A 24,445-nucleotide genomic window follows, 5' to 3' on the forward strand; every position below is an offset into this window, starting at 1 on the left:
CAGGAGGTCCCGGATGCCGCCACCGCGGCATCCGGGACCTCTGCGTCACGCACGCGGAGGAGCCACGGAGTCCCGCACCACGAGCGGGCAGGTCAGGCGCACCGGCTCGGCGGCGCGCCGACGGCTCGCGTCGTCGCCGTTGAACAGGTCGACCAGGGTCGACACGGCCCATTCGCCCATCTCGTAGTGCGGGAGTGCCACGGTGGTGAGAGCGGGGAACAGGCTCGTCGGGATCGGCGCCTGGTCGTCGAAACCCACGATCGACAGATCCTCGGGGATCCGCAGACCGCGCTCGGCCACCGCCCGGTACGCTCCCATCGCCATCCGGTCGTCGTAGCAGAACACCGCCGTCGGAGGCTCCTTCATGGCGAGCAGCGCCCGGGTCGCCTCGTAGCCGCCCGCCGCGTCCGAGGTGCCGGCCACGACCAGCCCGTCGGTCGGCAGTCCTGCCTCCGCCATCGCCTCGCCGTACCCGATGAGGCGGCCGCGGGTCGCCGGCACGTCCTCAGCCGCGTCCGTGAAGCCGATCCGCGTGTGCCCGGTCTGCACGAGCATCCGGACCACCGATGCCGCACCGGCGCGCTCGTCCGGGACGACAGACGGGATGACCCCGTCCCGGTCCTTCGCGCCGATCAGCACTGCCGGGAGCGTATGGAGCGTCGGCGGCGCGACGACGACGTCGTGGAAGACCGTGGCGTAGATGATCCCGTCGATCTGCCGATCCAGGAACGCCTGCACCTGAGCCGGGTCGACGATCGGACGGGCACTCAGCTGCGTGTTGATGATCGCGAGCGTCAGGTTGTCGTCGCTCGCGCGCTCCTGCGCGCCGAGGATGATCCGGCCTGCGTATGGGGTGGTCGCGATCTCCTCGGTGAGCAGGCCCACCATGCCCGAGGTCTGCGTGCGGAGTCCGCGGGCCAGCCTGTTCGGCCGGTACCCCAGCTCCTCAGCCGCCGCGCGCACGCGCGTGGCCGTCTCCTCGCTGGTGCGGGTGTGAGGCGTCTCGTTGAGGACATGCGAGACCGTGGTGACGGACACGCCGGCGTGTTCGGCCACATCACGAATGCCGACCTTCTTGCGAGGCATCCAACTCCCTGGTCTCACGGACTCCCCTATCTTGACATCACCGCGGCATCGCCGAGCCGACCGCCGGCGTCGGCCGGATGGCGTTCGCCGCCCGATCGGCGACCACCTCGAGGTCAGTCCCCGAATCGAGGATCGTGTTCCCGGCCGATCCCGTGTCGACGAGGACGGTCGTGACGGCCAGCGCCTCTGCGACGTCGGTCGACAGCAGCGCGTCGACCTGCGCCTCGAAGCAGGAGTCGCCGGTCTCCGGACGCACGTCCGACGCGACCACGTTGTTCGCCGCCACGAAGTTGCCGCGCCCGTCGGTGAGCCGGATGATCACGGGCCTCGTCCCGGCTGGACGGACGGCGCGTCCGTCGACCGCTGCTGAGAAGTGGTTCCCGATGACCGAGTTGCCTCTTCCGCCGATGCGGAGAAGGCCGAACTCGTCGTCCCGGCTGTTGTCGACGCCGAGGAAGGGCGTCCACGGCTCGTGATCGCGCAGGAAGTGGTTCGAGGCGATGAGGTTCTCCGACCCTCCTCCCTCCAGGACGACCATCCCCGGGTAGAAGGAGTGCAGCCGGTTCGCGGTGACGCTCGACCGGGTGACGCCGTGGAGGTGGATGCTGTGCGCTCCGCGCGGGAAGACGTTGTTCGCGGTGATCAGCAGCCCTCCGTGGTTCTCCGCGTGGATCGAATGCCCCCGGGGCCCGGCGCCGATGAGGTTGTCGGTGATCTTCGACGCCTGCCCCCACCCGCTCAGCTCGATGCAGCTCCCGCACTCGGCGATGAAGTTGTCGTGCACCGACAGCGCATCGGCACCGTGGATCACGAGTGCGTGCTCGAGGTACACGAAGCCCATCCCGCGCACGCGCACGGAGTCGTTCGCGCTGACGATCCGGATCCCGCTCTTGCCGTTGACGTAGGTGTTCGCCGCCGGCAGACCGGAACCGTCGTCCTCGAACCGCAGGCCGTCGATGCAGAAGTCCACGAACTCGAGCGAGCTGATCCGCGGGCTCCCGCTCCGCTCGACGAGGAATGCCGCACCGTCGGACTCCTCCGCATCCGGCCCCAGGGGGATGTCGACCAGGACCCGGCTTCCACCCGGCCAGAGCTCATGCAGATCCGGCCAGTCATCTTCCGGCACGTTGAACCGGATGCTCGACGAGCTGAACCCGTGCCCTGCTCCCTCGATGCGCAGGAAGCTGATGTCGATCCGCACCTGAGTGCGCAGACGCCAGTCGCCCGGGGGGATGCGGATGACGGCACCCGGCTTGCCGCCGTCGCCGGCGACTGCCTGCCGCGACTTCACGTCGGCGAGGATGCTGTTGATCACCTCGCCGATGTCCTGCGCCGGGTCGCCGACGGGCCATGAGGTGACGTCGTAGTGGTTGCCGCCGGTCATCGTCTCGCTGTTCATGTCGTCGTCAGCCCTTGACCGCGCCGAGCGTGAGTCCGGCGACGATGTGCCGCTGCAGGAACATCGTCAGCAGCACGACGGGCAGGGAGTAGATCGCGGCGAGCGCCGTCATCGCTCCCCACTCCAGGCCGAACTGGCTCTGGAAGTTGGCGATGACGATCGGCGCCGTCTGGGCCCGCACGGCGCTGAGCAGCAACGCGAACAGGAACTCGTTCCACGAGGCGAGGAAGGCGAAGATCGCCGTCACCGCGAGGCCGCCGGTCACGACAGGGAGCACGACCCGCACGAGCGCCTGGATGCGGGAGCATCCGTCTACCTTGGCGGCCTCCTCGAGCTCCTCGGGCACCGCCTCGAAGAAGCTCGACATCAGCCAGATGGACAGCGGCAGCGAGATCGTGGCGTGCGCGACGGCGAGACCGAACGACGTGTCGGTGAGACCCAAGGTGCGCATCACCTCGACGAGAGGCACGCCGACGGCGATCGTCGGCACCATCCGCGCGACGAGGGCGGCGAGGATGAACACCTGCCCGCTCGGGGTGCGGAACCGGGTGATCGCGTAGGCGGCCGGCACGGCGAGGACCAGGGAGATCGCCGTGCTCGTCACCGCGGTGATCACGCTGTTGATCAGCGCGGCCGGAACTCCCTCGCGGGTCAGAGCGATCACGTAGTTCTCGAGCGACCACTGGCCCGGCAGCACGCTCGGCGGCACCGAGATCGCGTCGAGCGGTGTCTTGAACGAGGTCAGCAGCAGGTACAGGAACGGGAATCCGTAGAGGACGAGCGTCACTGCGAGCAGGATCCAGAGCAGGATGCGGCTGCGACCGCGCACTTCCAGACCGTTCATCGCTTCGCCCCTCCCGGCCGCCAGATCAGGCCTATCGCGAGCACCGCGACGACGAGCATCACGATGAGGTAGACCGTGCCCATCGCGCTGGCGAGCCCCGGCTCACCGAATCGCGTCATGGTGCGGTACACGAGAAGGCTCAGCGTCGTGGTGGAGCCCTGCGGCCCGCCGTCGGTCTGGATGAGGATGATGTCGAAGGCGCGGGCGGCATCGATGCCGCGCACGAGCAGCGCGACGGCGATCACAGGGCGGAGCAGCGGCAGGATGACGCTGAACAGCAGCCGCGGGTACCTTGCGCCGTCCAGTCGAGCGGCCTCGATCACGTCGCCGGGGATGTTCTGAAGCCCGGCGAACAGCACCAGTGTGATGAACGACGTCGTCAGCCAGATGTCCGGGAGGGCGACGGAGAAGAGCGCGATCGACGGGTCGCTGAGCCAGGAGACGGCATCCGCCCTCGGGAGGATCCCGGCCTGGGCGAGCACATGGTTGACGATGCCGAAGTTGTCGATGAGCAGGAACCGCCAGAGGAGACCGGCGACCACCGGTGCGATCATCAGCGGGTACATGAACAGCGTGCGGAAGATCGTCGAGCGCTGTCCGAGGGCGCTGAACAGCAGCGCGACCGCGAGGCCGAGGGTGAACTCGAGCACCACGACGATGAAGGTGTACGCGGCGGTGCGCCATCCGGCTCCCTGGAACGCCGCGGAGTCGAAGGCCCGTACGTAGTTGTCGAAGCCGACGAACGTCCTGGCGCCGCCTGCGAAGGGCGAGATGTCGAAGAAGCTGTCGGAGACGAAGCGGACGAGGGGCCACAGGACGAACAGCGCGAGGAAGAGCGCTGCCGGGGCCATCAGGATGAGCGCGAACCGGCGATCGCTCTTCTGCGCGCGGGAGACGGCGGCCATGACTCCTCCTTTCGGATCGAGGTGACGGTGCAGGTCGGGGCGGATGCGGGCGGGGCGGATGCGGGCGGGACGGATGCGGGCGGGACGGATGCGGGCGGGACGGATGCGGGCGGGACGGGGATCCGCCCCGCCCGCACGGCTCAGGGCTGGACGAGTTCCTCGATCTGGGCCTTGGCCTCGGCGAGGAGCGCCTCATTGTCCGCTCCCGGCACCACCGCCTTCTGCAGCATCGGGATGAGCACGGAGTCGACGATCTGCTGCCACTTCTCCGTCGCCGGACGCGGCCGGCTCTGCGCAGCGTCCAGCGTCTCGACGAGGGCGGGATAGTTCTCGAAGCCCTCCTCGCCGGAACGGTTCTCGAAGGCGGACTTACGCGCCACCAGGCCGAGCGAGGTGTCAGCGGCGAGCTCGTTGTGCTCGTACGCGAACGCGATGAACTCCTTCGCCGCATCCTGCGTCGATCCGCTCGCCGGCACCGACAGGTACCAGGCGCCGGGGACTCCGGCGATCCCACCCTCACCGCCGATCATCGGCGCGACCCCCACCTTGCCTGCGACGACGGAGTCCTCGGGGGTTCCGCGGTACGCGTGGCCCCAGAAGCGCATCATCGCGAGCTTGCCCTGGTAGAAGAGGTTCTGCGAGCCCGCCCAGTCGAGCTGCGCGGCCCCGGGCGGGGCGTAGGGGAGCAGACTCGTGTAGAAGTCGAGCGCCTCGAGATGAGCCGCGGAGTCGATCGTCACCTCACCCGAGCTCGCATCGAGCACCATCTTCTCCTCGCCGGCCTGCGACACGGTGGCGAGCCACTCCGTCTCCACCGCACCCTTGACGTCCGTGCCGTACAGGTCGACCTCGCCGTCTCCGTCGGTGTCCTGCGTGAAGAACTCCGCGACGTCGGAGTACTGCTCCCACGTGGTCGGCGGGGCGAGCGGATAGCCGAATCGCTGCTCGAACGCGGACGCGTTCGCCGGGTCCTCGAAGAGGTCGGTGCGGTAGAACAGCACCTCGGAGTTGGTCCAGACCGGCATGCCCACGAACGAGCCGCCCACCTGGGCCTCTTCGACGAGGCCGCCGAACAGGTCGGAGGTGACGTCCTCGGTGAACAGGTCGTCCAGCGGGGCGAGGCCCTCGCCGAAGGCGCTCAGCCAGATCGCGTCGAGCGCGGCGATGTCGAAGCTCGGGCTTCCGGACGTGAGTTCGGCGGAGATCCGGTCATAGAGGCCCGCGTACGGGAGCTCGACGAGCGTGACCTCGACGCCCGTCTCCTCGGTGTACAGGTCGGCGATCGGCTGGAGCTCAGCCTTGCCGCCGCCCTCCACCACGATCGAGAGCGAATCGGTTCCGGATTCGGCGGGGGTGTCACCGCCGACACCGCACCCTGACAGCAGCAGCGACGCCGACGCCACGGCGGCGACACCGATCACGACGCGTCGTGCGCCGGCATTCATGCGAAGCTCCATCACTTCGACTCCTTCGTCTCGGAAGTTCGGGTTGTTTGCCAAAACGTCTTGGCAAAACGTCTTGGCACGAGATTAGAACCTGACTCGGATCCGCGTCAAGCACTTCTTCCGGAGACGCTCAGCCGTGACCCGTCCGCCGAGCGATCACACGACCCCGGAAGCGCGGGGCCGCGGCTCGCCCTCGCCCGGACGGGACTCCAGCGGCAGCGGGGCCTCGGGCTCCGGCAGTCCGTAGAGCCGGCGCACCCAGCGCCGCGCATCCTCGAGCGGATACGTGTCGCCGTAGACGGCGAACTTCATGAAGATGCCCTCGAGCGTGCTGCGGAGCATGACCTCCTCGAGCGCAGGGTCGGCGGCCCCGCGGGCGCGGAACAGCGAGCGCACGGCATCCTCCGCCGCTGTCACCCCCGCGGCGTGCCGCTCCTCGGACTCCGCGAACAGGCGGTGCGTCGACGGCTGCTGCTGCATCGCGAGCACCGCCCGCTGCAGCGGAAGGGCGAATGCCGTCGCCATCATCACCGCGTCGATGATGCCCGCGAGCACCTCGTCGGGACTGCCCTCCGCCTGCGGAAGCCCGAGCAGCGTGTCGAACCAGCGGTCCATGATGGCCGCGATGAGCTGATCCTTGGAGCCGAAGTGGTAGTTGACGAGGCCCTGCGCCACTCCCGCGCGGCGCGTGATCTCGGCGATGCTCGCTCCCGACGCCCCGCGCTCGCTGATCACGGCGATGGCAGCGTCGAGGATGCTCTCGCGGGCGCGCTCACGGGCCTGGCGATTCTGCTCGTCCGAGCGCGGCACGGCCCTTCCCTTCCCCCGCCGCGAACCTGCCGCCGGCGAGTGCTCCGTCGTCAAGGGTAACCATTGAATGAGTATTCAGCTATGATCGGAGTGCACTGGGGCCAGGGATGCTCAGCCGATCCGGGGGGGACCGCGCTCGGCATCCGTGGGTCGTCCGCGATCGGGAGGCATTGTCCCTGCCCGCGATCGCACGATGGGTGCGGACCCGCACTGGAGGGGCGTCCGGTCCGCACCCGTCAGCGGCGCCCGCCTCTGCCTCCGCCCCGTCAGCGACGGATGATGCGCTGCTCGATCGCGGCGGCCACCGCGCCCGCACGGGTGTCGACGCCGAGCTTGCCGTAGATGTGCGAGAGGTGCGACTTCACGGTGGCCTCGGAGACGAACAGCGTCTTCGCGAGCTCGCGGTTGCCGAGCCCGTCGGCGAGGAGCTCCAGCACTTCGACCTCGCGCTCCGTCATCCGCGGTTCCGGCGATGCCGCCCTCCGCATGAGCACCGAGGTGACCGACGGAGCGAGCGCCGGCTCCCCCTTGGCGACGGCGCGGATGCCTGCGAAGAGGTCCTCCGGCGGCACGTCCTTCAGCAGGTAGCCGCGGGCGCCGGCATCCAGCGCCCTGAGGATGTCGGACTCGGTGTCGTAGGTCGTGAGGACGAGCACGGCGGGCGGATCGTCGAGCGCGGTGAGGCGTCGGGTCGCCTCGATGCCGCCGACGCCGTCGCCGAGGCTCAGGTCCATGAGCACGACGTCAGGGCTCTCCGCGGCGACCACGGCGACCGCCGACGCTGCGTCGCCGGCCTCGCCGACCACCTGCAGATCCTCGCTCGATTCGATCAGCGCGCGCAGGCCCGCACGCACCACGGGGTGGTCGTCGACCAGCACCAGTCGCAGGGTCATCGGATTCCTCTCATGCTCCAGGAGCCGGCCGCGCCTGCCCGCTCCCGCCGAACGCGTCCTCGCCGAACGCGCCATCAGCGGACGCGCCCTCGCCGAACGCGCCCTCGCCGAACACCGACGAGTCGGAGCCGCCGGCCAGAACCGACGCCGGGAAGACCGCGGACAGCGTCGTTCCCTCACCCGGAGCGCTCTCGATCTCGAGCGTCCCGCCGAGCGCGGCGATGCGCTCCTCGATGCCGGTGAGCCCGTGCCCGCGACCCTGACGGTGACGCTGGCCCGCGCGCTCGCGGCGGGCTGCGGGGCGGGCGTCGAACCCCACCCCGTCGTCGCGGATGTCGAGCCGCAGCTCGTCGGGCTGCGCGGTGAGGCTCACGACGACACGGGTGGCCTGCGCGTGCTCGGCGACGTTCGCGAGCGCGCCGCGCACCGTGCGGATGACGGCCGCGGCGACCGGCAGCGGCACATCGGCGACGGCGCCGTGGCTGCGGAACGAGGCGTCGACGCCGACGGCATCCGCCACCACCCGCCGGATCGCGTCCGGGAGGGATCCCGCGGCGCCGTCCAGCTCGGCCGGGGCGAGGTCGCGCACGACCCGGCGCACCTCGTCGAGGCCCTCGCGGGCGGAGTCGGCGGCCGTGCGCACCTGGGCGCGCGCCTCGTCGGGGCGCCGATCCCACTGCTGCTGCGCGGCCTGGAGCAGGAGGTTGATGCTGGAGAGGTCCTGCCCGACGGAGTCGTGGATCTCGCGGGAGAGCCGGGCCCGCTCGGCGAGAGCACCGGCGCGGTGCTCGGCGGCGGCGAGCTCGGCCTGGGTCGCCGTGAGCTCGTCGAGGAGCTGCTGACGTGCGCGCGCCTCCCGGTCGAGGGCCCGGTAGGCGACGATCGTCGCGACGGCGATGCCGATGGGACCGGCGACGATCGTGGGGTCGACGTCGGCGGCGAGGCGCAGCTCAGCGACGACCACCACGGCGGTCATCCCGGCCACGACCGCGCTCGCCGGCCAGAACGGGAGGATCTGCAGCACCGCGAAGGCGAGGGGCACGGCGCACCAGGCGAAGGAGGGGGCGGTGAGGGTGAGCGCCACCCAGGCGGCCACCGCCACGAGCGTCCAGGCCGCGGGCCAGGCGCCGCGGCGCGGCACGAGGCCCTGCACGGCGGCCACCGCCGCGAGCACGACGGCCCCGGCGAGGACCGGCACCATCATCGCCGAGTCGTCGTGCCGGAGCACGTAGCGGATTCCGCACACCGCGATCATCGCGAGCAGCACGGAGCGCAGCATCCGCCCGAACCGCACGGGGGCGAGGATGCCGCGGGCGCCGTCCATCGTGTCCATCACGGTCAGCCTAGGGACGAACCGCGCCCTGCGGCATCAGCCGATCGGCTACTCGACGGGGCGACGCGGAAGCGGATGCGGGCGCCCGGCGGCAGCTGTGCGGCGAGGTCGAGGCAGCGGTCGGTGAGGGCGCCGACGATCGGGTACCCGCCGGTCAGAGGATGATCCGCGAGGAACAGCACCGGCTGCCCGTCCGGCGGCACCTGGATCGCTCCGGTGACCGCGCCCTCGCTCGGCAGCTCCCCGGTGATCGCGCGCTCGAGCGGCACCGGTCCGCGGAGCCGGATGCCGACCCGGTCGGACCGCGGCGTGACCTCCCACTCCTGCTCGGCGAGGGTGCGCAGGGCGCCCTCGGTGAACCAGTCCGCGCGCGGTCCCAGCGTGATCTCGAGGTCGACGAGATCACCGGATGCCGGCAGCGTCCGCGGCACCGCGTCGGGCTCGACCGCGTGCGGGGCACCGTCCCCGATCCCGACGACGTCGCCGGCCGCGAGCGGCGCCGGGCCGAGACCGGCGAGCGTGTCCGTCGCACGGCTGCCGAGGGCGAGCTCGCCGCGGATGCCGCCGCGGGCCGCGATCACGTACCGGAGTCCGCGCACCGGCGGCTCGAGGTGCAGCGCGTCGCCACTCGACATGCCGAAGGGGGCGCCGTGCGGGACCGGCCGCTCATCGCCGGCGGCATCCGTGACGATGAGGCCTCCGACGGCGCCGGCAACCGCGAGCACCGCGGAGCCGCGCACCCGCAGCACCGCGCCGCCGACGTTCTCCAGCACGGCGGCGCCGCGACCGTTTCCGACGGCCCGGTTCGCGTCGCCGAGGGCGGTGCGGTCGGCGGCGCCGGAGGCCGAGACGCCGAGAGCGGCGTGCCCGGGGCGCCCGCGGTCCTGCACGAGTAGCTGGAGACCCGGGTGGACGACCTCGATGGCAGCATCGGACGCTTCCCCGCGGTCGTGGGCGCTCGCTCGCGCGGCGAGCGAAGGCGCGACGATCGGGGGGCCGTCCCGCTCGGCCCGTGCGAAGCGGACCACCGTGCCCGGCGACAGCAGCGCCGGTGGATCGCGGTCGACGTCCCACATCGCGGCGTCCGTCTGTCCGATCAGCTGCCAGCCGCCGGGGCTCTCACGCGGATAGACGCCAGTGAAGGGACCGGCCAGCCCGACCGATCCCGCCGGCACGCGGGTGCGCGGCGACGAGCGGCGCGGTACGTCGAACAGCGGATCCGAGCCGACGAGGTAGCCGAACCCGGGAGCGAAGCCGGAGAACGCGACGCGCCACTCGGCCGCGAGGTGCCGAGCCACCACCTCCTCCGCCGTGAAGCCGAGGAGGTCGGCGACCGCGGCGAGGTCCTCGCCGTCGTATCGCACGGGTATCGTCACCGCCCGCGACGGGACCGGCAGCACGGCATCCGCGGGGATTCCGCGCAGCAGCTCGGTAAGCTCCTGCGCCGACACCTGCAGCGGATCGAAGCGCACCAGCACCGTGCGCGCGCCCGGCACCCGCTCGACGACACCGGGGAGCCCGGCCGCACCGAGATGGATCCGCATCGCCTCGTCGAGGTCGGCGGCCTCGACGAGCAGCGCCCGATCGGATGCCGTGAGGACGCGCATCGGCTCACGCCCCGCGGCCGGCGAACGGCTCGATGACGACGCCGGCGGACTGCAGCATCCGCCGGGTCTCCGCCGCCATCGCGACCGCGCCGGGGCTGTCGCCATGCACGCAGATCGACTGCGCATCCACGCGCACGTCCGTGCCGTCGATCGCACGGACCACGCCCTCACCGGCCAGGCGCAGCATCCGCTCGGCGACGGCTCCGGCATCGTGCAGCACAGCGCCCTCGACGCTGCGCGGAACGAGCCCGCCGTCCGGCAGGTACGCCCTGTCGGCGAACGCCTCCGAGGCGACGCGGAGTCCCACGCGCTCGGCGACCTCCAGCACGACGCTCCCGGCAAGCCCCAGCAGCACGAGGCGCGGATCGACGGCCCTGACCGCGGCCACCACGGCCGCGGCCTGGATCTCGTCGCGAGCGATCCTGTTGTACAGCGCCCCGTGCGGCTTCACATAGGCGACCTCACCGCCGACCGCCGAGGCCAGACCGGTCAGCGCGCCGAGCTGGTACTCCACCTCGGCCTGGAGCGTCGCCGGATCGACGTCGACGTCGACCCGGCCGAAGTTCTCGTAGTCGCGGTAGCCGGGGTGCGCGCCGATCACGACGCCGCGGGCCACCGCGGCGGCGAGCGTCTCCCTGATGCCCTCGGGGCTGCCGGCGTGGAAGCCGCAGGACACGTTCGCGCTGGTGACGATCTCGAGCATGGCGACGTCGTCGCCGACCACGCGGTCGGGGACGTTCTCTCCGAGATCCGAGTTCAGGTCGATGGCCGCCATGTCACCAGTGTGCCCCCATGCAGGGCGGTCGAGGCCCTCCGGGGAGTCTTCGCACGGACGGGACGTCCCCCGCCATCCGACATCCGGCGAGAGATGCCGCGACTTTCGGGCAGGCGAGCCCCGGGCATTTCTCACCTGAGTGCAAAAAGTGCTCGGCGCGCCGCGAGCCCTCTTGACCTCGAGTAAACACGGCGGTTACCGTGAGCGGGCTTCGGCACGATCGGTGGAGCAAGGAAGCCCCGCCGTGGCCGGAGCCTGCTCGCCGACCCGGCGGGTGGTCATCGCTCTGCACAGAAGGATCACTGTTTTGCGACTCACGAGAACATTCGCGCTCGCCGCCACCGCGGCAGCCGCACTCTGCATCGGCGCCGCCATCCCGGCATCCGCTGCGACCCCCACCGCCGATGACGCCGACGTCCCCTCCTACCAGGAGTTCGCGGCGTCGACCTACCGGGATGTCGACGGCAGCTACATCGTCAACGGAGACGAGGTGATCTCCACCCAGGGCGAGCTGAAGAAGTTCTACGACTTCATGCTCAACGGCCCCGACACGTCGACCGACGGCCTCATCGTCAACACCGTCAACGGCGCCGACGACAAGTGGTCGGCCTCGCAGGTGAGCAACCTCACCTACTGCGTCAGCACGAAGTTCGGCTCGCGTCACGCCGACGTCGTCAGCGCGATGGCCAGCGGCGCGGCGCTCTGGGAGTCCGCCTCCTCGAAGATCAACTTCGTGTACGTCGGCAGCGCCGACGGCAACTGCACGACGCGGAACAAGTCGATCGTGTTCTCGGTCGAGCCGGTGCAGACCTCGCAGTACATCGCCAGGGCGTTCTTCCCGAGCACGCCGGACCGCCAGCAGAACGTCCTCATCGACGACTCGATCTGGTCCTCCGGCTCCTGGACCCCGACCAACATCCTCGGCCACGAGCTCGGCCACGTCCTCGGCTTCCGCCACGAGCACACCCGCCCCGAGTCGGGCACCTGCTTCGAGGACAGCAACTGGCGTCCGCTCACGCCGTACGACTCCTCGTCGATCATGCACTACCCGCAGTGCAACGGCACCTCCGACGACCTGTCGATGACCAGCGCCGACCGCGCCGGCGTCGTCGCCCTCTACGGGAACTGACACCGCTCTCCTGAGCGTCGTCGAAGCAGCGGGGCCCGGTCGATCACGACCGGGCCCCGCGTCCGTCATCGCGCGATCATCCTCCGTGCGCGATCGCCGGGACGGCGTTGTCGATGAGCTCGTCCGCCATCTCGGTGAACCAGTGCCCTGCCGGCGGATCCACGGCGCCCCGCGCCGGGTCCTCGGGACCTCCGGTGCCGCGGTAGCACTCGCCGTCGGACTCGCCGGGCACCTTGATCCAGAGATACGCGTCGATCAGCGCGTGACCCGTGCTCGTCGTCGGCCGTGCGCCGAGACCGCGGTCGGGCGGGTTGCACCACACCTGCGGATCCGGGTAGACCTCGGTCGGAGTCCAGGTCCCGACGCCGTTGCGGCTGGTGTCGATCACGAAGTGCGGCTGGCGCGCCTCGTCCGGCACGAGTCCCGCCTCAGCGTACGCCTGGTCGAAGGCCGCGTCCGTGAGGGGCCAGGTCGAGAAGTCGCCGGGGTCGGCCGGGTGGAACTGACTGGGGCACGAGGCCGTGTCCCGTGACGCGTGCAGCGCCAGATCGATGCAGCGGGAGATCCAGGTGCCGTACGCGATCTCGCGCTCCGTCAGCGAGTAGTTCGAGACGTTGAGGAAGAATCCGTCGGCCCGCTCGACGCCCGCCTCGATCAGACGTCCCGAGATGTCGCCGACGTTGAGCCACGCGGAGAGCGTGCCGTCGAGGTAGACCGCGGTGCGGGGCAGGGCCGACAGCACGTCGACGGCGTGTTCGAGCATCTCGTAGCGCTCGGTGGCGGCAGTCTCCGGATCAGCCTCGGCGGGCCGGCACCATTCCAGCTCGCCGGAGGCGGTCGTGTGCCACGGGATGATCCCGAGGCCGTCCGGCTCGAGGATGACCACGGCGTCCTTGTTCCCGATCCCCTTGGCGAAGGCGTCGATCCAGGCCCGGTACTCCGCCGCGGATCGCGCACCTCCCGAGGAGTACTGCGAGCAGTCCCGGAAGGGGAGGTTGTACGCGACCAGCACCGGGACGGCCGCGTCGGAATGCGCACCGGCGACCAGTCGCCTGACGTCGCGCTTCACCTCGTTCGCGGTGCCGCCGGTGAGCCACGACGCACTCGGCACCGATGCGAGGAGCAGAGCATCCTCACGGGCGTCTCCGGTGAGGCCCTCGGCGGCTTTCAGGGTGGTGCTCCGCGGGTTGACCCAGAGGGGAGCATCCTCGTCGAGCGGATTGCCGGGAGGCGCCGCGGCTGCGGCGAGCGGGCTGATGGCGAGGAGGGCGACAGCCACGAGCGCGGCGCGTCGCAGCGGGGATGGAATCTGCATCGGTTCCTTTCGGTGGTCACTTCATCGTGCGTGGGAGCGCTCCCACGGAACAGTCTCGACGGCCCTGAGCGACCTGTCAAGGACAGTCCGGCCGACGGAGGGACTCGCTGTCAGGCGGAGGCGCGAACGACCAGCTCGGTCGGCAGGATGGTCACGCGCTCCGCATCCCGGCCAGCCAGAACGTCGAGCAGCACCGACGCCATCGTCTCCCCCTGCGCGTACATCGGCTGCCGCACCGTCGTCAGCGGCGGATCCACGCTGAGCGCGATCTGCGAATCGTCGAAGCCCACGATCGCGACGTCGCCGGGCACGCGCACGCCGGCTCCGCGGAGCACATGCAGCACGCCGCGGGCCATGAGGTCGCTCGCGACGAAGATCCCATCGGGGAGCTCGCCGCTCGCGAGCAGGCGACGGGCGGCATCCGCACCGCCCTCCTCTGTGAACCCGCCGTCGATCTCGGCCACCCGCTGCAGCCCGCCGGCTGCGGCCGCTTCGCGGAAGCCCTGCAGACGGTCGACGGCGGCGGGCATGGTGAGCGAGCCGGAGACGGTGGCGATCCTCCGGCATCCCCGGTCGATGAGCCGCTGCGTGGCGATCCGGCCGCCGATCACGTTGTCGACGTCGACCACGTAGTCGCCGGGGCGAGCCTGCACCGGCCGCCCTCCGAACACCACCGGCACCGCTTCCGCGATGCGGTCGACGAAGGAATCGCTCGTGTGGTGCGACACGATGATCGCCCCGTCGACACCGCCGTTGCGCACGAAGGACGTCATCTTCGCGCCGGGGTCGTCGCTCGCGATCAGCAGGTTCAGGATGTAGTCGGTCCGGGTGATCCGCGCGCTGATCCCGGCGACGATCGCCCCGAAGAACGGGTCGCCGAAGAACCGCGTGGTGTCCTCGGGGACGATCAGCGCGATCGCGTGCGTCTGCCGGGAGGCCAGCGAGCGGGCCGCCCTGTTGGGGACGTAGTTCAGCTCGTCGATGGCACGGCGCACGGCGGCGAGCGCCTCGGGGCTCACCGCGGTGGATCCGTTCACCACCCGCGAGACCGTGGATCGGGACACGCCTGCCGCCGCCGCGACCTCTTCGATCGTCGCCCTGCCCATCGGTCCCCCGTCATCGTTCGAATCGCGCAGATGGCTGCATCCAGGCCCAGGATACGGTCATCCGCGCGACTCGAAACGCACGGACGCCGTCAGAGAGCGCGCGCGGCGATGATGCGCGCGTACTCCCGCCCCGAGTCCTTCACGGTGCGCTCCTGGGTCTCGTAGTCGACGCGGACGATGCCGAACCGCTTGTCGTACCCCCACGCCCACTCGTAGTTGTCCATCAGCGACCAGTAGAAGTAGCCGCGCACGTCCACGCCCGCGTCCAGGGCGTCGAGCGTCGCCGCGAGATGGTCGCGCAGGAACGCCGTGCGGTCGGCATCCGGCACCCTCCCGTCGACCACGACGTCGTCGTAGGCGGCCCCGTTCTCCGTGACATAGAGCGGCACGTCGCCGGCGTAGTCCTCGGCGACCCGCTTCAGCAGGCGCGTGAGCCCCTCGGGCTGCACCTCCCAGTCCATCGCGGTGCGGGGCAGTCCGCGCTCGACCCAGTGCACATCGCCTGCGGCGGGGAACGGCGAGGCCGTCGCCCGGGCGCCGGCGGACTGATCGCCATCGTGCGGAGTCCCGCCCGCGTCTCCCTGCGGATGCCCGGAGAGGAGCTCGCCGTGGTAGTAGTTGATGCCCAGCGCATCCAGCGGCGTGGAGATGATGTCGAGATCGCCGTCGTGCACGGCATCCTGCCAGCGGCTGATCGCGTCGCCGTCGACCTCGCGGATGTCGCGGACGACATCGCTCGGGTACTCGCCGTGGAACACCGGCGAGAGGAACCAGCCGTTGAACTGCCCGTCGATGCGGCGCGCGGCGTCGACGTCGGCGGGGTCGTCGACGTCGGCCGGGTCGGCGACGGTGAGGTTCAGCGTGATGCCGAGGTCGAGGGACGCGTCGCGGGCGCGCAGCTCCTGCACGGTGCGCCCGTGCGCGAGCAGCAGGTGATGCGCGGCGAGCAGCCCGTCGCCGATGTCGGTGCGCCCGGGGGCGTGCACGCCGGCCGTGTATGAGAGGAACGAGGAGCACCACGGCTCGTTCAGGGTCGTCCAGTGCTGCACCCGGTCGCCGAGGGCGTCGTGCATGGTGAGCGCGTACTCGACGAAGCGCTCGACGGTGTCGCGGCTCGTCCACCCGCCCTTCTCCTCGAGCGCCTGCGGCATGTCCCAGTGGTACAGGGTCAGCCAGGGCAGGATGCCGGCGTCGAGCATCTCGTCGACGAGCCGGCTGTAGAAGTCCACCCCCTGCCGGTTCACCGCTCCGCCGTCCGGGCGCACCCGCGACCACGAGGTGGAGAAGCGGTAGGTCTGCAGGCCGAGCTCCTTCATCAGGGCCACGTCCTCGCGGTAGCGGTGATAGTGGTCGCAGGCGACGTCGCCGGTGTCCCCGCCGATCACGGCTCCCGGCACGCGCGAGAACGCGTCCCAGATGGAGGCCGTGCGTCCGTCCACGAAGGCGGCTCCCTCGATCTGATAGGCCGCGGTCGCGGCGCCGAACAGGAAGCCCTCGGGGAAGGTGCGCGTCATGGGGGTCATCCTTTCACCGCACCCTGCATGATGCCACTGACCAGCTGCTTGCCTGCGACCACGAAGAGGAGCAGGAGCGGAATGGTCGAGAGCAGCACGCCGGCGAGGACGATCGAGTAGTCGACGAAGTGGTTCGACTGGAGCAGCGAGAGCGCCACGGGGAGGGTGGGGTCCTGACGGTCGAGCACGATGAACGGCCAGAAGAAGTTGTTCCAGCTCGACACGAAGGTGAACAGCGCGAGCATCGCGGCGGCGGGGCGGGCAGCGGGGAGGCCGATCGTCCAGAAGGTGCGGAACGAGGATGCCCCGTCCATGCGCGCCGCCTCGATGAGCTCGTCGGGGACGGCCTGGGTGAGGTACTGCGTCATCCAGAACACCCCGAAGGCGCTGGTGAGCGCGGGGATGATCACCGCACCGGTGCTGCCGGTCCAGCCCAGTTCGCTGAACAGCACGTACAGCGGCACGACGCCCAGCTGCGTGGGGACGGCCATCGTGCCGACGACGAACGCCAGCAGCCAGCCGCGGCCCTTGAACCTCAGCTTCGCGAAGGCCCAGCCGGCCAGCGTGGAGAAGAAGACCACGGATGCCGCGATGAGCGCGGAGGTGTAGACCGAGTTCCACAGCGCCCGCCAGAAGTTCACCGCCGGGTCGTTCATGACGGCGAGGGCGTTCGACCAGAAGTTGCCGCCAGGGATCCACGACATCTCCGGGTCGCGGATCGTGTAGGCGTCTCCGGAGCCGATGAGGAAGGACCAGTAGAAGGGGAACACGCTGCCGAGCAGCACGATCGCCAGGCTCCCGTAGACGACCCAGCCTGGCCGGGTTCCGCGCACGCGGCGGGGCCTTCCAACCCGCGGCTGCGACGAGCGCGATCGCTCGGAGGATGCCGGGGCCTCGGCATCCGCCCTCTCGATGACGGTCATGACCTCTTCCCTTCTCCGCGCACCAGGGCGCGGGTGACGAGCAGGTTGATCACGCCGATCACGAGCACGATGAGGAACAGGATCCAGGCGAGCGCCGAGGCGCGCCCGAAGTTCCACTCCCCCCAGCCGATGTTGTAGAGGTACAGCGTGATCGTCAGCCACTGGCTGTTGGAGCCCCCGGTTCCGTACTGGTCGTACATGCGCGGTTCGTCGAAGATCTGCAGGCCGCCGATCGTCGAGGTGATGATGACGAAGATGAGGGTGGGGCGCAGGCTCGGCAGCGTGATCGCGAAGAACTGGCGCACCCTGCCCGCGCCGTCGACGGTGGCCGCCTCGTAGTAGTCCCGCGGGATCGCCTGCATCGCCGCGAGCAGGATGAGGGTGTTGTAGCCGGTCCAGCGGAAGTTCACCATGGTGGCGATCGCGACGTGGCTGGCGAAGGCGTTCGAGTGCCAGTTCACCGGCCCCGCACCGATCTGGGCGAGGAGGGTGTTGATGAGGCCGTACTTGTCGCCGAACAGGTTCGAGAAGATCAGCGCCACCGCCACGGGCGCGACCACGTACGGCACGAGCACGCCCATCCGCCAGAAGGTCTTGGCTCGGATGTTCTGGTCGAGCATCGCCGCGATGACGACGGCCGCGATGAGCTGCGGGATGCTCGACAGCAGGAAGATGCTGAACGTGTTGCGCAGCGCGATCCAGAACTTCGGCTGGCTCAGCACGTAGGCGTACTGATCGAAGCCGATGAAGGTGCCGGAGCCGCGCACCTGATCCCAGTCCATGAAGGAGATCACCGCGGTGTACGCGATCGGGAACAGCCCCACCACGAGGAAGAGCAGGAAGAACGGGGAGATGTAGAGGTACGGGGAGAGCTTGACGTCCCAGCGCGACAGGCGCTGGCCGAAGCCCAGGCGCCTGGTCGGCGCGGCGGATGCTGTGGTCATGTCGGTCCTCGGATCGGGACCGGCCCCTCCGTGGAAGGAGGGGCCGGTCACGTCGGCTACTTGATCGCCTCGACCTCGGAGACCCACTGCTTCCAGGAGGTGTCCGCGTCCTGCGTGCCCTCCTCGACGCGGGTGAGGGCCTTCTGCATCGCGTCGTTGATCTGGAAGTAGAACTCGCCCTTGAACGGCGCGACGGTCACGGCCTGCGCGCGCTCGGAGAGGATCTGCCCGGTGGGGGCGTCTGCGAAGAACGCGTTGGTGGCGCCGAGGAGCGTGTCGTCGCTGAGCGCGTCGTTCTGGCTCGGGAAGGTCCCCGCGTTCTCGAACGCCTTGACCTGCTGCGCGGGGTCGGTCAGCCAGTCGGCGAACTCCTGCGCCGCCTCGACGTTCTTCCCGTTCGCGGGCACCGTGAGGTACGAGCCGCCCCAGTTGCCGCCGCCGTTCGGGAACGCGTTCGCGATGTCCCAGCCGGTGACGCCCTCGGCGTTGCCCTCGATGACTCCGAGCATCCAGCCGGGGCAGAGCATGGTGGCGAAGGCGCCGTTGGAGAGGCCGGCGAACCAGTCGTCGGACCACTGGCCGAGGTGCGCGGACTGCGTGGCCGAGGCCTCGAGCACCTGCTCGTAGATGTCCTTCACCTCGTCGTTGCCGGTTGCGATGATCTCGCCGGACTCCGGGTCCTCGTAGGCGGCCTCGACCTGGTTGATCATGCCCTGGTAGGTGCCGCCGGCGGAGTCGAAGAACGCCTTGCCGGTGGCGGCGGTGTACTGCTCGCCGAGCTCGAAGTAGGTGTCCCAGTCGCCCTCGAGGAGCGCGGCGACCTCTTCGCGATCGGTGGGCAGGCCCGCGGCGGCGAACAGGTCGCTGCGGTAGCAGACGCCCTCCGGGCCGATGTCGGTGCCGTAGCCGATGAGGTTGCCGTCCTTGTCGGTGGCGGCATCCGTCTTCCAGTCCAGCCAGCGGTCCTTGAGCGACTCGTCGACCGGCGCGAGCAGGTCGGCGTACTGCATGACCTCCGGCAGCCAGTCGACCTCGATCGCCTCGATGTCGGCGAGGCCGCTCTTGCCGAGCTTCTGGAAGTAGTTCTCGCGGGCCTCGTTGCTGGTCGCCGCACGGTTGTGCACGATCTTCACGTTCGGGTGCTCGTCCATGTACTCCTGGAGGAGCTCGTCGGTGTAGCCGAAGTCGTTGAACGTCGCGACGGTCAGCGTGATCTCGCCGTCCGGGTCGGCGGCGCCGGCGTCGCCGGACGCGCAGCCGGCGAGGGCGATGGCGGTGACGGATGCCGCGGCGGCGGTCGCCAGCATCCGGTTGCGGGCACGTGTGTTCACGGGTCACTCCTTTGTGCAGGGTCGTGCTGTGGATGGGGTCTTCCGGAGCTGTGGGAGCGCTCCCACAAACTGGGGAGTCACTCTATGGGAGCGCTCCCACAACTGTCAAGCGCTCTGCGCGGCCGGGACGATTCGCGGAGGGGGTGACGATTCACGGTGCCATCGACCGCGAAGCATCCGTGAATCGTCGTCGTGTCCGCGGATCGTCGCCGAGCCGGCGGGCAGCCCGGCGGCGGGTGCCGGGCGGCCGGGCGGCGGGCGGGGCGGATGCCGATCGGATGCCGGGCGCGTAGCCTTGTCCGGTGCCCGACACCGAACTCTCCCCCGCCCTCGCCCGCGCCGAGTCGCTGATCCGCAGCATCCCGAACTACCCGCAGCCGGGCATCGTGTTCCGCGACATCACTCCGCTGCTCGCCGACGCCGAGGCCCTGCGCGCGACGACCGAGGCGATCGTCGCGCCGTTCGCCGGAGAGTTCGACGTGGTCGCCGGCATCGAGGCGCGCGGGTTCCTGCTCGCCGGCGCCGCCGCGATCGCCGCGGGCGTCGGCCTCATCCCGATCCGCAAGGCGGGCAAGCTGCCGCGGCCGGCGGCATCCGTCGATTACGCCCTCGAGTACGGCACCGCGACGATCGAGATGCACGACGACCTCCCCGTCGGGTCGCGTGTGCTCCTCATCGACGACGTCCTCGCCACCGGAGGCACCCTCGCCGCCGGCCGCGAGCTCGTCGAGCGCCTCGGCGGCCGCGTCGCCGGGATCTCGGTCCTGTTCGAGATCGACGGCCTCGGCGGCCGCGAGCTCGTCGGCGATCTGCACACCGTCTTCCGCGCCTGAACCCGCCGCGCTCTTCTTCACCGACGCCCCATCTGACCGCCGACGTTCCGGTGGGGCGTGGACGCTCACGGGGGGGCGTCGACGCTCCGGCGAGGTGCGGCGAGAAGTCCCGGTAGACTGGACGCGCCCGTCCGCCCGCGACTTCCGGAGCCGTTCATGCCCACCATCGTCGTCGACGTCATGCCCAAGTCCGAACTGCTCGACCCGCAGGGGAAGGCCGTCTCCGGCGCGTTCGCCCGCCTGGGCGTCGAGGGCTTCACCGACGTCCGCATCGGCAAGCGCTTCGAGCTCACCGTCGAGGGCGAGGTCACCGACGAGCTGCTCGCCGAGGCCAAGCGCGTCGCCGACGAGGTGCTCTCCAACTCCGTGATCGAGGACGTGGTCGGCATCGAGGTCGCCGAATGACCGTCCGCATCGGGGTCATCACCTGGCCCGGATCGCTGGACGACCGCGACGCCCAGCGCGCGGTGCGTCTCGCCGGCGCAGAGCCCGTCGCCCTCTGGCACGGCTCCCACGACCTCGAGGGCGTCGACGCGCTCGTGCTCCCCGGCGGCTTCAGCTACGGCGACTACCTGCGCTCCGGCGCGATCGCCGCGCTCTCGCCGATCATGGCCGAGGTGAAGGATGCCGCCGCGAAGGGCATGCCCATCCTCGGCATCTGCAACGGGTTCCAGATGCTGGTCGAGGCGCACCTGCTGCCCGGCGGGCTGATCCGCAACGACCACCAGCACTTCGTGCGCCGCGACCAGAAGCTCACGGTCGAGAACGCCGACACCGCCTGGACGAACGCGTTCCGCAAGGGCCAGGAGATCGTCATCCCGCTGAAGAACGGCGAGGGCGGCTACATCGCCGACGAGGAGACCCTCGACCGCCTCGAGGGCGAGGGTCTCGTCGCGTTCCGCTACGCGGGCGTGAACCCGAACGGATCGCTGCGCGACATCGCCGGTCTCACCAACGAGGCGGGCAACGTCGTCGGCCTGATGCCGCACCCCGAGCACGCCACGGAGGCCGGCTTCGGGCCGGACACCGCGGCTGCGATGCGCTCGGGCGTCGACGGCCTCGGCTTCTTCGCGAGCGCGATCGCCGCGGTCGCGCGCGTCGCGGCCTGAGCTTCCTCCGCGGCGCTGCGGCGCCGACGGCATCCGATCTCCCGTGTTCCGGAGAACCCCCGGATGCCCGTGAACCGGTATTCCGCGACCCCATCTGCGGATTCCTGTGCTTGCCCGCACAACCCCGGTTAACGAGCCGGAACTCGCCATTCCGGCGAGCCCTCCCGCGTGTTACTTTGGCCCCGTCGTGCCCGGCGATCCCGGGCCAGCGCACAAAGGAGTGAACGTGAAACGACGTACCCGCGGCATCATCGCCGCAGCCGCCACAGGTGCGACCCTCATCGCCGGCGCCATGGTGGTCCCCCCGGCCACGGCCGCACCATCGGGTGACGGGCCCACCTCGGACGGAGCATCGGCGCAGCGATCCGACAACCGCCCCGGCCCGCTGACCGACAGGCAGAACGAACGGCGCAAGGCCGCCCAGCGCCTGATCCTCTCCGGCCAGGCCTCCCCGAACGAGGACGGCGTCGTCGCCCTCAACGCCGAGGGCGACAAGTACTACGAGGCGGCCGTCACCGGAACCGGCCGGCTGTTCACCATCCTCGCCGAGTTCGGAGACCAGGGCAGCGGCAAGCTCGGCACGGAGCCGGGTCCGCTGCACAACGAGATCCCCGAGCCGGATCGCATCGTGAACAACAGCACGCACTGGCGGGCCGACTTCACCACCGAGTACTACGAGACGCTGTTCTTCGGCGACGGCGAGTCGATGGCCGACTTCTACTCGAAGCAGTCCTCCGGCAACTACACCGTCGACGGATCCGTCAGCGACTGGGTCCAGGTGCCCGGCAACGCGTCCACCTACGGAGACAACACCATCGAGGATTACGGCGGCGCCTGGCAGTTCATCGCGGACGCCGCGAACGCCTGGTACCAGGCCCAGCTCGACGCGGGCCGCCCGGCGGCGGAAGTGCTCGCGGAGCTGCAGTCCTTCGACGTCTGGGACCGCTACGACCACGACAACGACGGCGAGTTCGACGAGCCGGACGGCTACATCGACCACTTCCAGGCCGTGCACGCCGGCGAGGGCGAGGACGCAGGCGGCGGCGCGCAGGGCGAGGACGCCATCTGGTCGCACCGCTGGTACGTGAACCAGACGGACTTCGGCGTGACCGGTCCGGCCGGGGCCGAGTTCGGCGGCGCCCAGATCGGCGACAGCGGCATCTGGATCGGCGACTACACGGTCGAGGCGGAGAACGGCGGACTCGGCGTCTTCGCGCACGAGTACGCCCATGACCTCGGCCTTCCCGACTTCTACGACACGGCGGGCGGCGAGAACTCGAGCGCGTTCTGGACGCTCATGTCCAGCGGCTCGTGGCTCGGCCACGGCACCGAGGACATCGGGACGACGCCGAACTACATGGGTCCCTGGGAGAAGCTGCAGCTCGGCTGGCTCGACTACAGCATCGTGAGCCCCGGCGAGGGCGGCACGTACACCCTGAGCCCCGCCGCACTGCAGGTCGACGGTCAGGACCAGGCCCTCGTGGTCGACGTCCCCGACGTGGAGACGACGAGCACCGTCGTCGACCTCGCCGGCGGGCACGCCTGGTGGACCTCCAGCGCCGACGACCTGAACACCACCCTCACCCGGACGCTGGATCTCAGTGCGGTGCGGTCGGCGACGGTCAGCGCGAGCGCCTGGTACGACATCGAGGCCGGCTACGACTACCTGTACGCCGAGTACTCGACCGACGGCGGTGCGGAGTGGACGTCTGCGGGGAGCCCGATCAGCGACAGCTCGGACGGGCGCTGGAAGACGCTCCGGTACTCGGTGCCCGGCGGCAGCGCCGACACGCAGTTCCGCTTCCGCTACCAGAGCGACGGCGGCGTGCACCTCGCGGGCGCCTTCATCGACGACATCGTCGTGAAGAGCGGCGGCACCACCCTGTTCACCGACGATGCGGAGGGCGGTGAGAACGGCTGGACCGCCGCGGGCGGCTTCGCTCTCAGCGACGGCACCTCGACGGCATCCGGCGACCGCTACTACCTCGCCGAGAACCGCACGTACGTCGGCTACGACACCACGCTGCAGACGGGGCCGTACCAGTTCAGCAAGGGCATCACCGCGCCGGACTGGGTGGAGCACTTCCCGTTCCAGGACGGCATGGTGGTCTGGGCGGTCGACGAGTCGTACAGCGACAACAACACGATCGAGCACCTCGGCCATGGCCTGGCGCTGCCGGTCGACGCCAACGCGGTGCCGATCATGTATCCGGACGGGACGATGCCGAGCAACCGGCGCCAGCCGTTCGACGCCGCGTTCGGCCTGAACCCGCTGGACAGCGTGAGCCTGCACAAGGAGGTCACCGTCGGCCACGGCAAGAAGGCGACCGTCGACACTCTCGCCGCGAGCTCGACCCCCGGCATGCAGACGGCCACGTTCGACGACAGCGTCACCGACGCCTTCTACGACGAGGCCAACCCGCTCGGGGGCGTCCTCGTCGCCGGACACGGCGTGACGATCACCGTCACGGACCAGAACACCGGCGGCACGATGACGATCTCGGTCGCCAACCCGGCGGAGTGATCTTCGCCTGACAGCAGTCCGGGCCCGTCCCCTTCCCCGGGGGCGGGCCCGGACTCGTGTCCCGGTGCGGCGTCAGACCTGGCCGACGGCGAGGCCGGGAACGTCAGATCCCGGCCGGGGGCCAGACGCCGATCAGCACCGCCATCACCACGACCGTCACGAGCTCGTGCGCGATGTTGAGGGTCGTGAGCTTCGTCGAGCGTCCCTCGAACGCGTCGTGCGTGATGAACCGCGCCGCGGTGAACCCGGCCCAGAGCGTGACCCCGGTGACGATCGCGCCCCAGAGGAACGACCCGCCGTAGAAGTGCCAGGCGATGGCGGATGCTCCGGCGAGCACCCATGCGGTGATGAAGCTCACGATCACGGTGGTGATGATGGGCATCGTCGCGCTCGACGCCGGCCTGTCCATGTCGACATTCGCCAGCTGCGACCAGCGCGTGCCGAACACCTTCGGCGCGTACCAGACGGAGCCGACGAGCATGCTCGAGGCGGTGGCCAGCAGCACCGCCCAGTAGTTGATCTCGGGAACCATGACAGCCTCCACTCCTCGGATGCCGTCACCCTACTCCCCGTTGCAACTCCGCGCCTCCGTGTGCTCGCCGACACGCCTGCCGAACCGA

The 24,445-nt window shown here is 70.3% G+C and carries 22 protein-coding genes; 5 read left to right on the top strand and 17 right to left on the bottom strand.

The genetic code is table 11. The annotated features are described in order from the left end of the window. Nucleotides 1–45: 45 nt before the first annotated feature. The 10 genes from G6G98_RS11885 to G6G98_RS11930 form a co-directional block, all read right to left on the bottom strand. Entirely contained in the window at nucleotides 46–1,086 is a 1,041-nt protein-coding gene (locus G6G98_RS11885; RefSeq protein ID WP_067356187.1) for a LacI family DNA-binding transcriptional regulator, read from the bottom strand. Between the two features lie 37 nt (nucleotides 1,087–1,123). Beyond that, nucleotides 1,124–2,470 (bottom strand): NosD domain-containing protein, encoded by a 1,347-nt coding sequence (locus tag G6G98_RS11890; protein ID WP_164234297.1) that lies wholly within the window; start codon nucleotides 2,468–2,470, stop codon nucleotides 1,124–1,126. A 22-nt stretch (nucleotides 2,471–2,492) separates the two neighbouring features. Continuing rightward, on the bottom strand, nucleotides 2,493–3,329 hold the full coding sequence (locus G6G98_RS11895) for a carbohydrate ABC transporter permease (protein WP_164234198.1): 837 nt from the start codon (nucleotides 3,327–3,329) through the stop codon (nucleotides 2,493–2,495). Next, a complete protein-coding gene (locus tag G6G98_RS11900) occupies nucleotides 3,326–4,234 on the bottom strand; it encodes a carbohydrate ABC transporter permease (RefSeq protein WP_164234197.1) in 909 nt (302 codons plus the stop codon). The genes G6G98_RS11895 and G6G98_RS11900 overlap by 4 nt, the downstream gene beginning before the upstream one ends. Nucleotides 4,235–4,374: 140 nt before the next feature. After that, complete coding sequence (locus tag G6G98_RS11905; protein WP_164234196.1) at nucleotides 4,375–5,691, bottom strand: ABC transporter substrate-binding protein; 1,317 nt, start codon at nucleotides 5,689–5,691, stop codon at nucleotides 4,375–4,377. A 144-nt stretch (nucleotides 5,692–5,835) separates the two neighbouring features. After that, on the bottom strand, nucleotides 5,836–6,489 hold the full coding sequence (locus G6G98_RS11910) for a TetR/AcrR family transcriptional regulator (protein ID WP_164234195.1): 654 nt from the start codon (nucleotides 6,487–6,489) through the stop codon (nucleotides 5,836–5,838). Nucleotides 6,490–6,755: 266 nt separating this feature from the next. Next, nucleotides 6,756–7,382 carry a response regulator gene (locus G6G98_RS11915; protein WP_067356203.1) on the bottom strand — a complete coding sequence of 209 codons (627 nt, stop codon included), beginning with the start codon at nucleotides 7,380–7,382 and terminating at the stop codon, nucleotides 6,756–6,758. 10 nt (nucleotides 7,383–7,392) lie between these two features. After that, complete coding sequence (locus tag G6G98_RS11920; RefSeq protein WP_067356206.1) at nucleotides 7,393–8,715, bottom strand: sensor histidine kinase; 1,323 nt, start codon at nucleotides 8,713–8,715, stop codon at nucleotides 7,393–7,395. A 5-nt stretch (nucleotides 8,716–8,720) separates the two neighbouring features. After that, entirely contained in the window at nucleotides 8,721–10,322 is a 1,602-nt protein-coding gene (locus G6G98_RS11925; RefSeq protein WP_164234194.1) for a carboxyltransferase domain-containing protein, read from the bottom strand. 4 nt (nucleotides 10,323–10,326) lie between these two features. Continuing rightward, nucleotides 10,327–11,097, bottom strand: a complete 771-nt coding sequence (locus G6G98_RS11930; protein ID WP_164234193.1) for a LamB/YcsF family protein — start codon at nucleotides 11,095–11,097, stop codon at nucleotides 10,327–10,329. 307 nt (nucleotides 11,098–11,404) lie between these two features. Between G6G98_RS11930 and G6G98_RS11935 the strand changes: the two genes are divergently transcribed. Beyond that, nucleotides 11,405–12,226 (top strand): M57 family metalloprotease, encoded by an 822-nt coding sequence (locus G6G98_RS11935; protein ID WP_067356214.1) that lies wholly within the window; start codon nucleotides 11,405–11,407, stop codon nucleotides 12,224–12,226. A gap of 76 nt (nucleotides 12,227–12,302) precedes the next feature. Here the strand turns inward: G6G98_RS11935 and G6G98_RS11940 are convergent, their stop codons facing one another. From G6G98_RS11940 to G6G98_RS11965, 6 genes are all read right to left on the bottom strand, one after another. Then, nucleotides 12,303–13,541 carry a glycoside hydrolase family 6 protein gene (locus tag G6G98_RS11940; RefSeq protein ID WP_164234192.1) on the bottom strand — a complete coding sequence of 413 codons (1,239 nt, stop codon included), beginning with the start codon at nucleotides 13,539–13,541 and terminating at the stop codon, nucleotides 12,303–12,305. A gap of 110 nt (nucleotides 13,542–13,651) precedes the next feature. After that, nucleotides 13,652–14,647: a LacI family DNA-binding transcriptional regulator gene (locus tag G6G98_RS11945; RefSeq protein WP_067356219.1), complete on the bottom strand. Its 996-nt coding sequence runs from the start codon at nucleotides 14,645–14,647 to the stop codon at nucleotides 13,652–13,654. A gap of 89 nt (nucleotides 14,648–14,736) precedes the next feature. Continuing rightward, nucleotides 14,737–16,161 carry a GH1 family beta-glucosidase gene (locus G6G98_RS11950; RefSeq protein WP_432207074.1) on the bottom strand — a complete coding sequence of 475 codons (1,425 nt, stop codon included), beginning with the start codon at nucleotides 16,159–16,161 and terminating at the stop codon, nucleotides 14,737–14,739. 5 nt (nucleotides 16,162–16,166) lie between these two features. Next, nucleotides 16,167–17,084, bottom strand: a complete 918-nt coding sequence (locus G6G98_RS11955; RefSeq protein WP_067356226.1) for a carbohydrate ABC transporter permease — start codon at nucleotides 17,082–17,084, stop codon at nucleotides 16,167–16,169. Continuing rightward, on the bottom strand, nucleotides 17,081–18,028 hold the full coding sequence (locus tag G6G98_RS11960; RefSeq protein WP_067356230.1) for a carbohydrate ABC transporter permease: 948 nt from the start codon (nucleotides 18,026–18,028) through the stop codon (nucleotides 17,081–17,083). Before G6G98_RS11960 ends, G6G98_RS11955 begins: the two co-directional genes overlap by 4 nt. A gap of 56 nt (nucleotides 18,029–18,084) precedes the next feature. After that, nucleotides 18,085–19,359, bottom strand: coding sequence for an ABC transporter substrate-binding protein (locus G6G98_RS11965; protein ID WP_164234190.1), 1,275 nt, complete (start codon nucleotides 19,357–19,359; stop codon nucleotides 18,085–18,087). 302 nt (nucleotides 19,360–19,661) lie between these two features. Between G6G98_RS11965 and G6G98_RS11970 the strand changes: the two genes are divergently transcribed. From G6G98_RS11970 to G6G98_RS11985, 4 genes are all read left to right on the top strand, one after another. After that, on the top strand, nucleotides 19,662–20,192 hold the full coding sequence (locus G6G98_RS11970; RefSeq protein WP_164234189.1) for an adenine phosphoribosyltransferase: 531 nt from the start codon (nucleotides 19,662–19,664) through the stop codon (nucleotides 20,190–20,192). A 156-nt stretch (nucleotides 20,193–20,348) separates the two neighbouring features. Further along, nucleotides 20,349–20,597 (top strand): phosphoribosylformylglycinamidine synthase subunit PurS, encoded by a 249-nt coding sequence (gene purS, locus G6G98_RS11975; protein WP_067356239.1) that lies wholly within the window; start codon nucleotides 20,349–20,351, stop codon nucleotides 20,595–20,597. Further along, nucleotides 20,594–21,301: a phosphoribosylformylglycinamidine synthase subunit PurQ gene (purQ, locus tag G6G98_RS11980; RefSeq protein ID WP_067356242.1), complete on the top strand. Its 708-nt coding sequence runs from the start codon at nucleotides 20,594–20,596 to the stop codon at nucleotides 21,299–21,301. The genes purS and purQ overlap by 4 nt, the downstream gene beginning before the upstream one ends. 226 nt (nucleotides 21,302–21,527) lie before the next feature. Continuing rightward, the gene (locus G6G98_RS11985) at nucleotides 21,528–23,825 is read left to right on the top strand and encodes an immune inhibitor A domain-containing protein (protein ID WP_243842110.1); all 2,298 of its coding nucleotides are present in this window, start codon (nucleotides 21,528–21,530) and stop codon (nucleotides 23,823–23,825) included. A 103-nt stretch (nucleotides 23,826–23,928) separates the two neighbouring features. Here the strand turns inward: G6G98_RS11985 and G6G98_RS11990 are convergent, their stop codons facing one another. Beyond that, the gene (locus G6G98_RS11990) at nucleotides 23,929–24,357 is read right to left on the bottom strand and encodes a DUF1761 domain-containing protein (RefSeq protein ID WP_067356245.1); all 429 of its coding nucleotides are present in this window, start codon (nucleotides 24,355–24,357) and stop codon (nucleotides 23,929–23,931) included. Nucleotides 24,358–24,445: the final 88 nt, after the last annotated feature.

The sequence above is a fragment of the Microbacterium hydrocarbonoxydans genome (assembly GCF_011752045.1).
Taxonomy (GTDB): Bacteria; Actinomycetota; Actinomycetes; order Actinomycetales; family Microbacteriaceae; genus Microbacterium.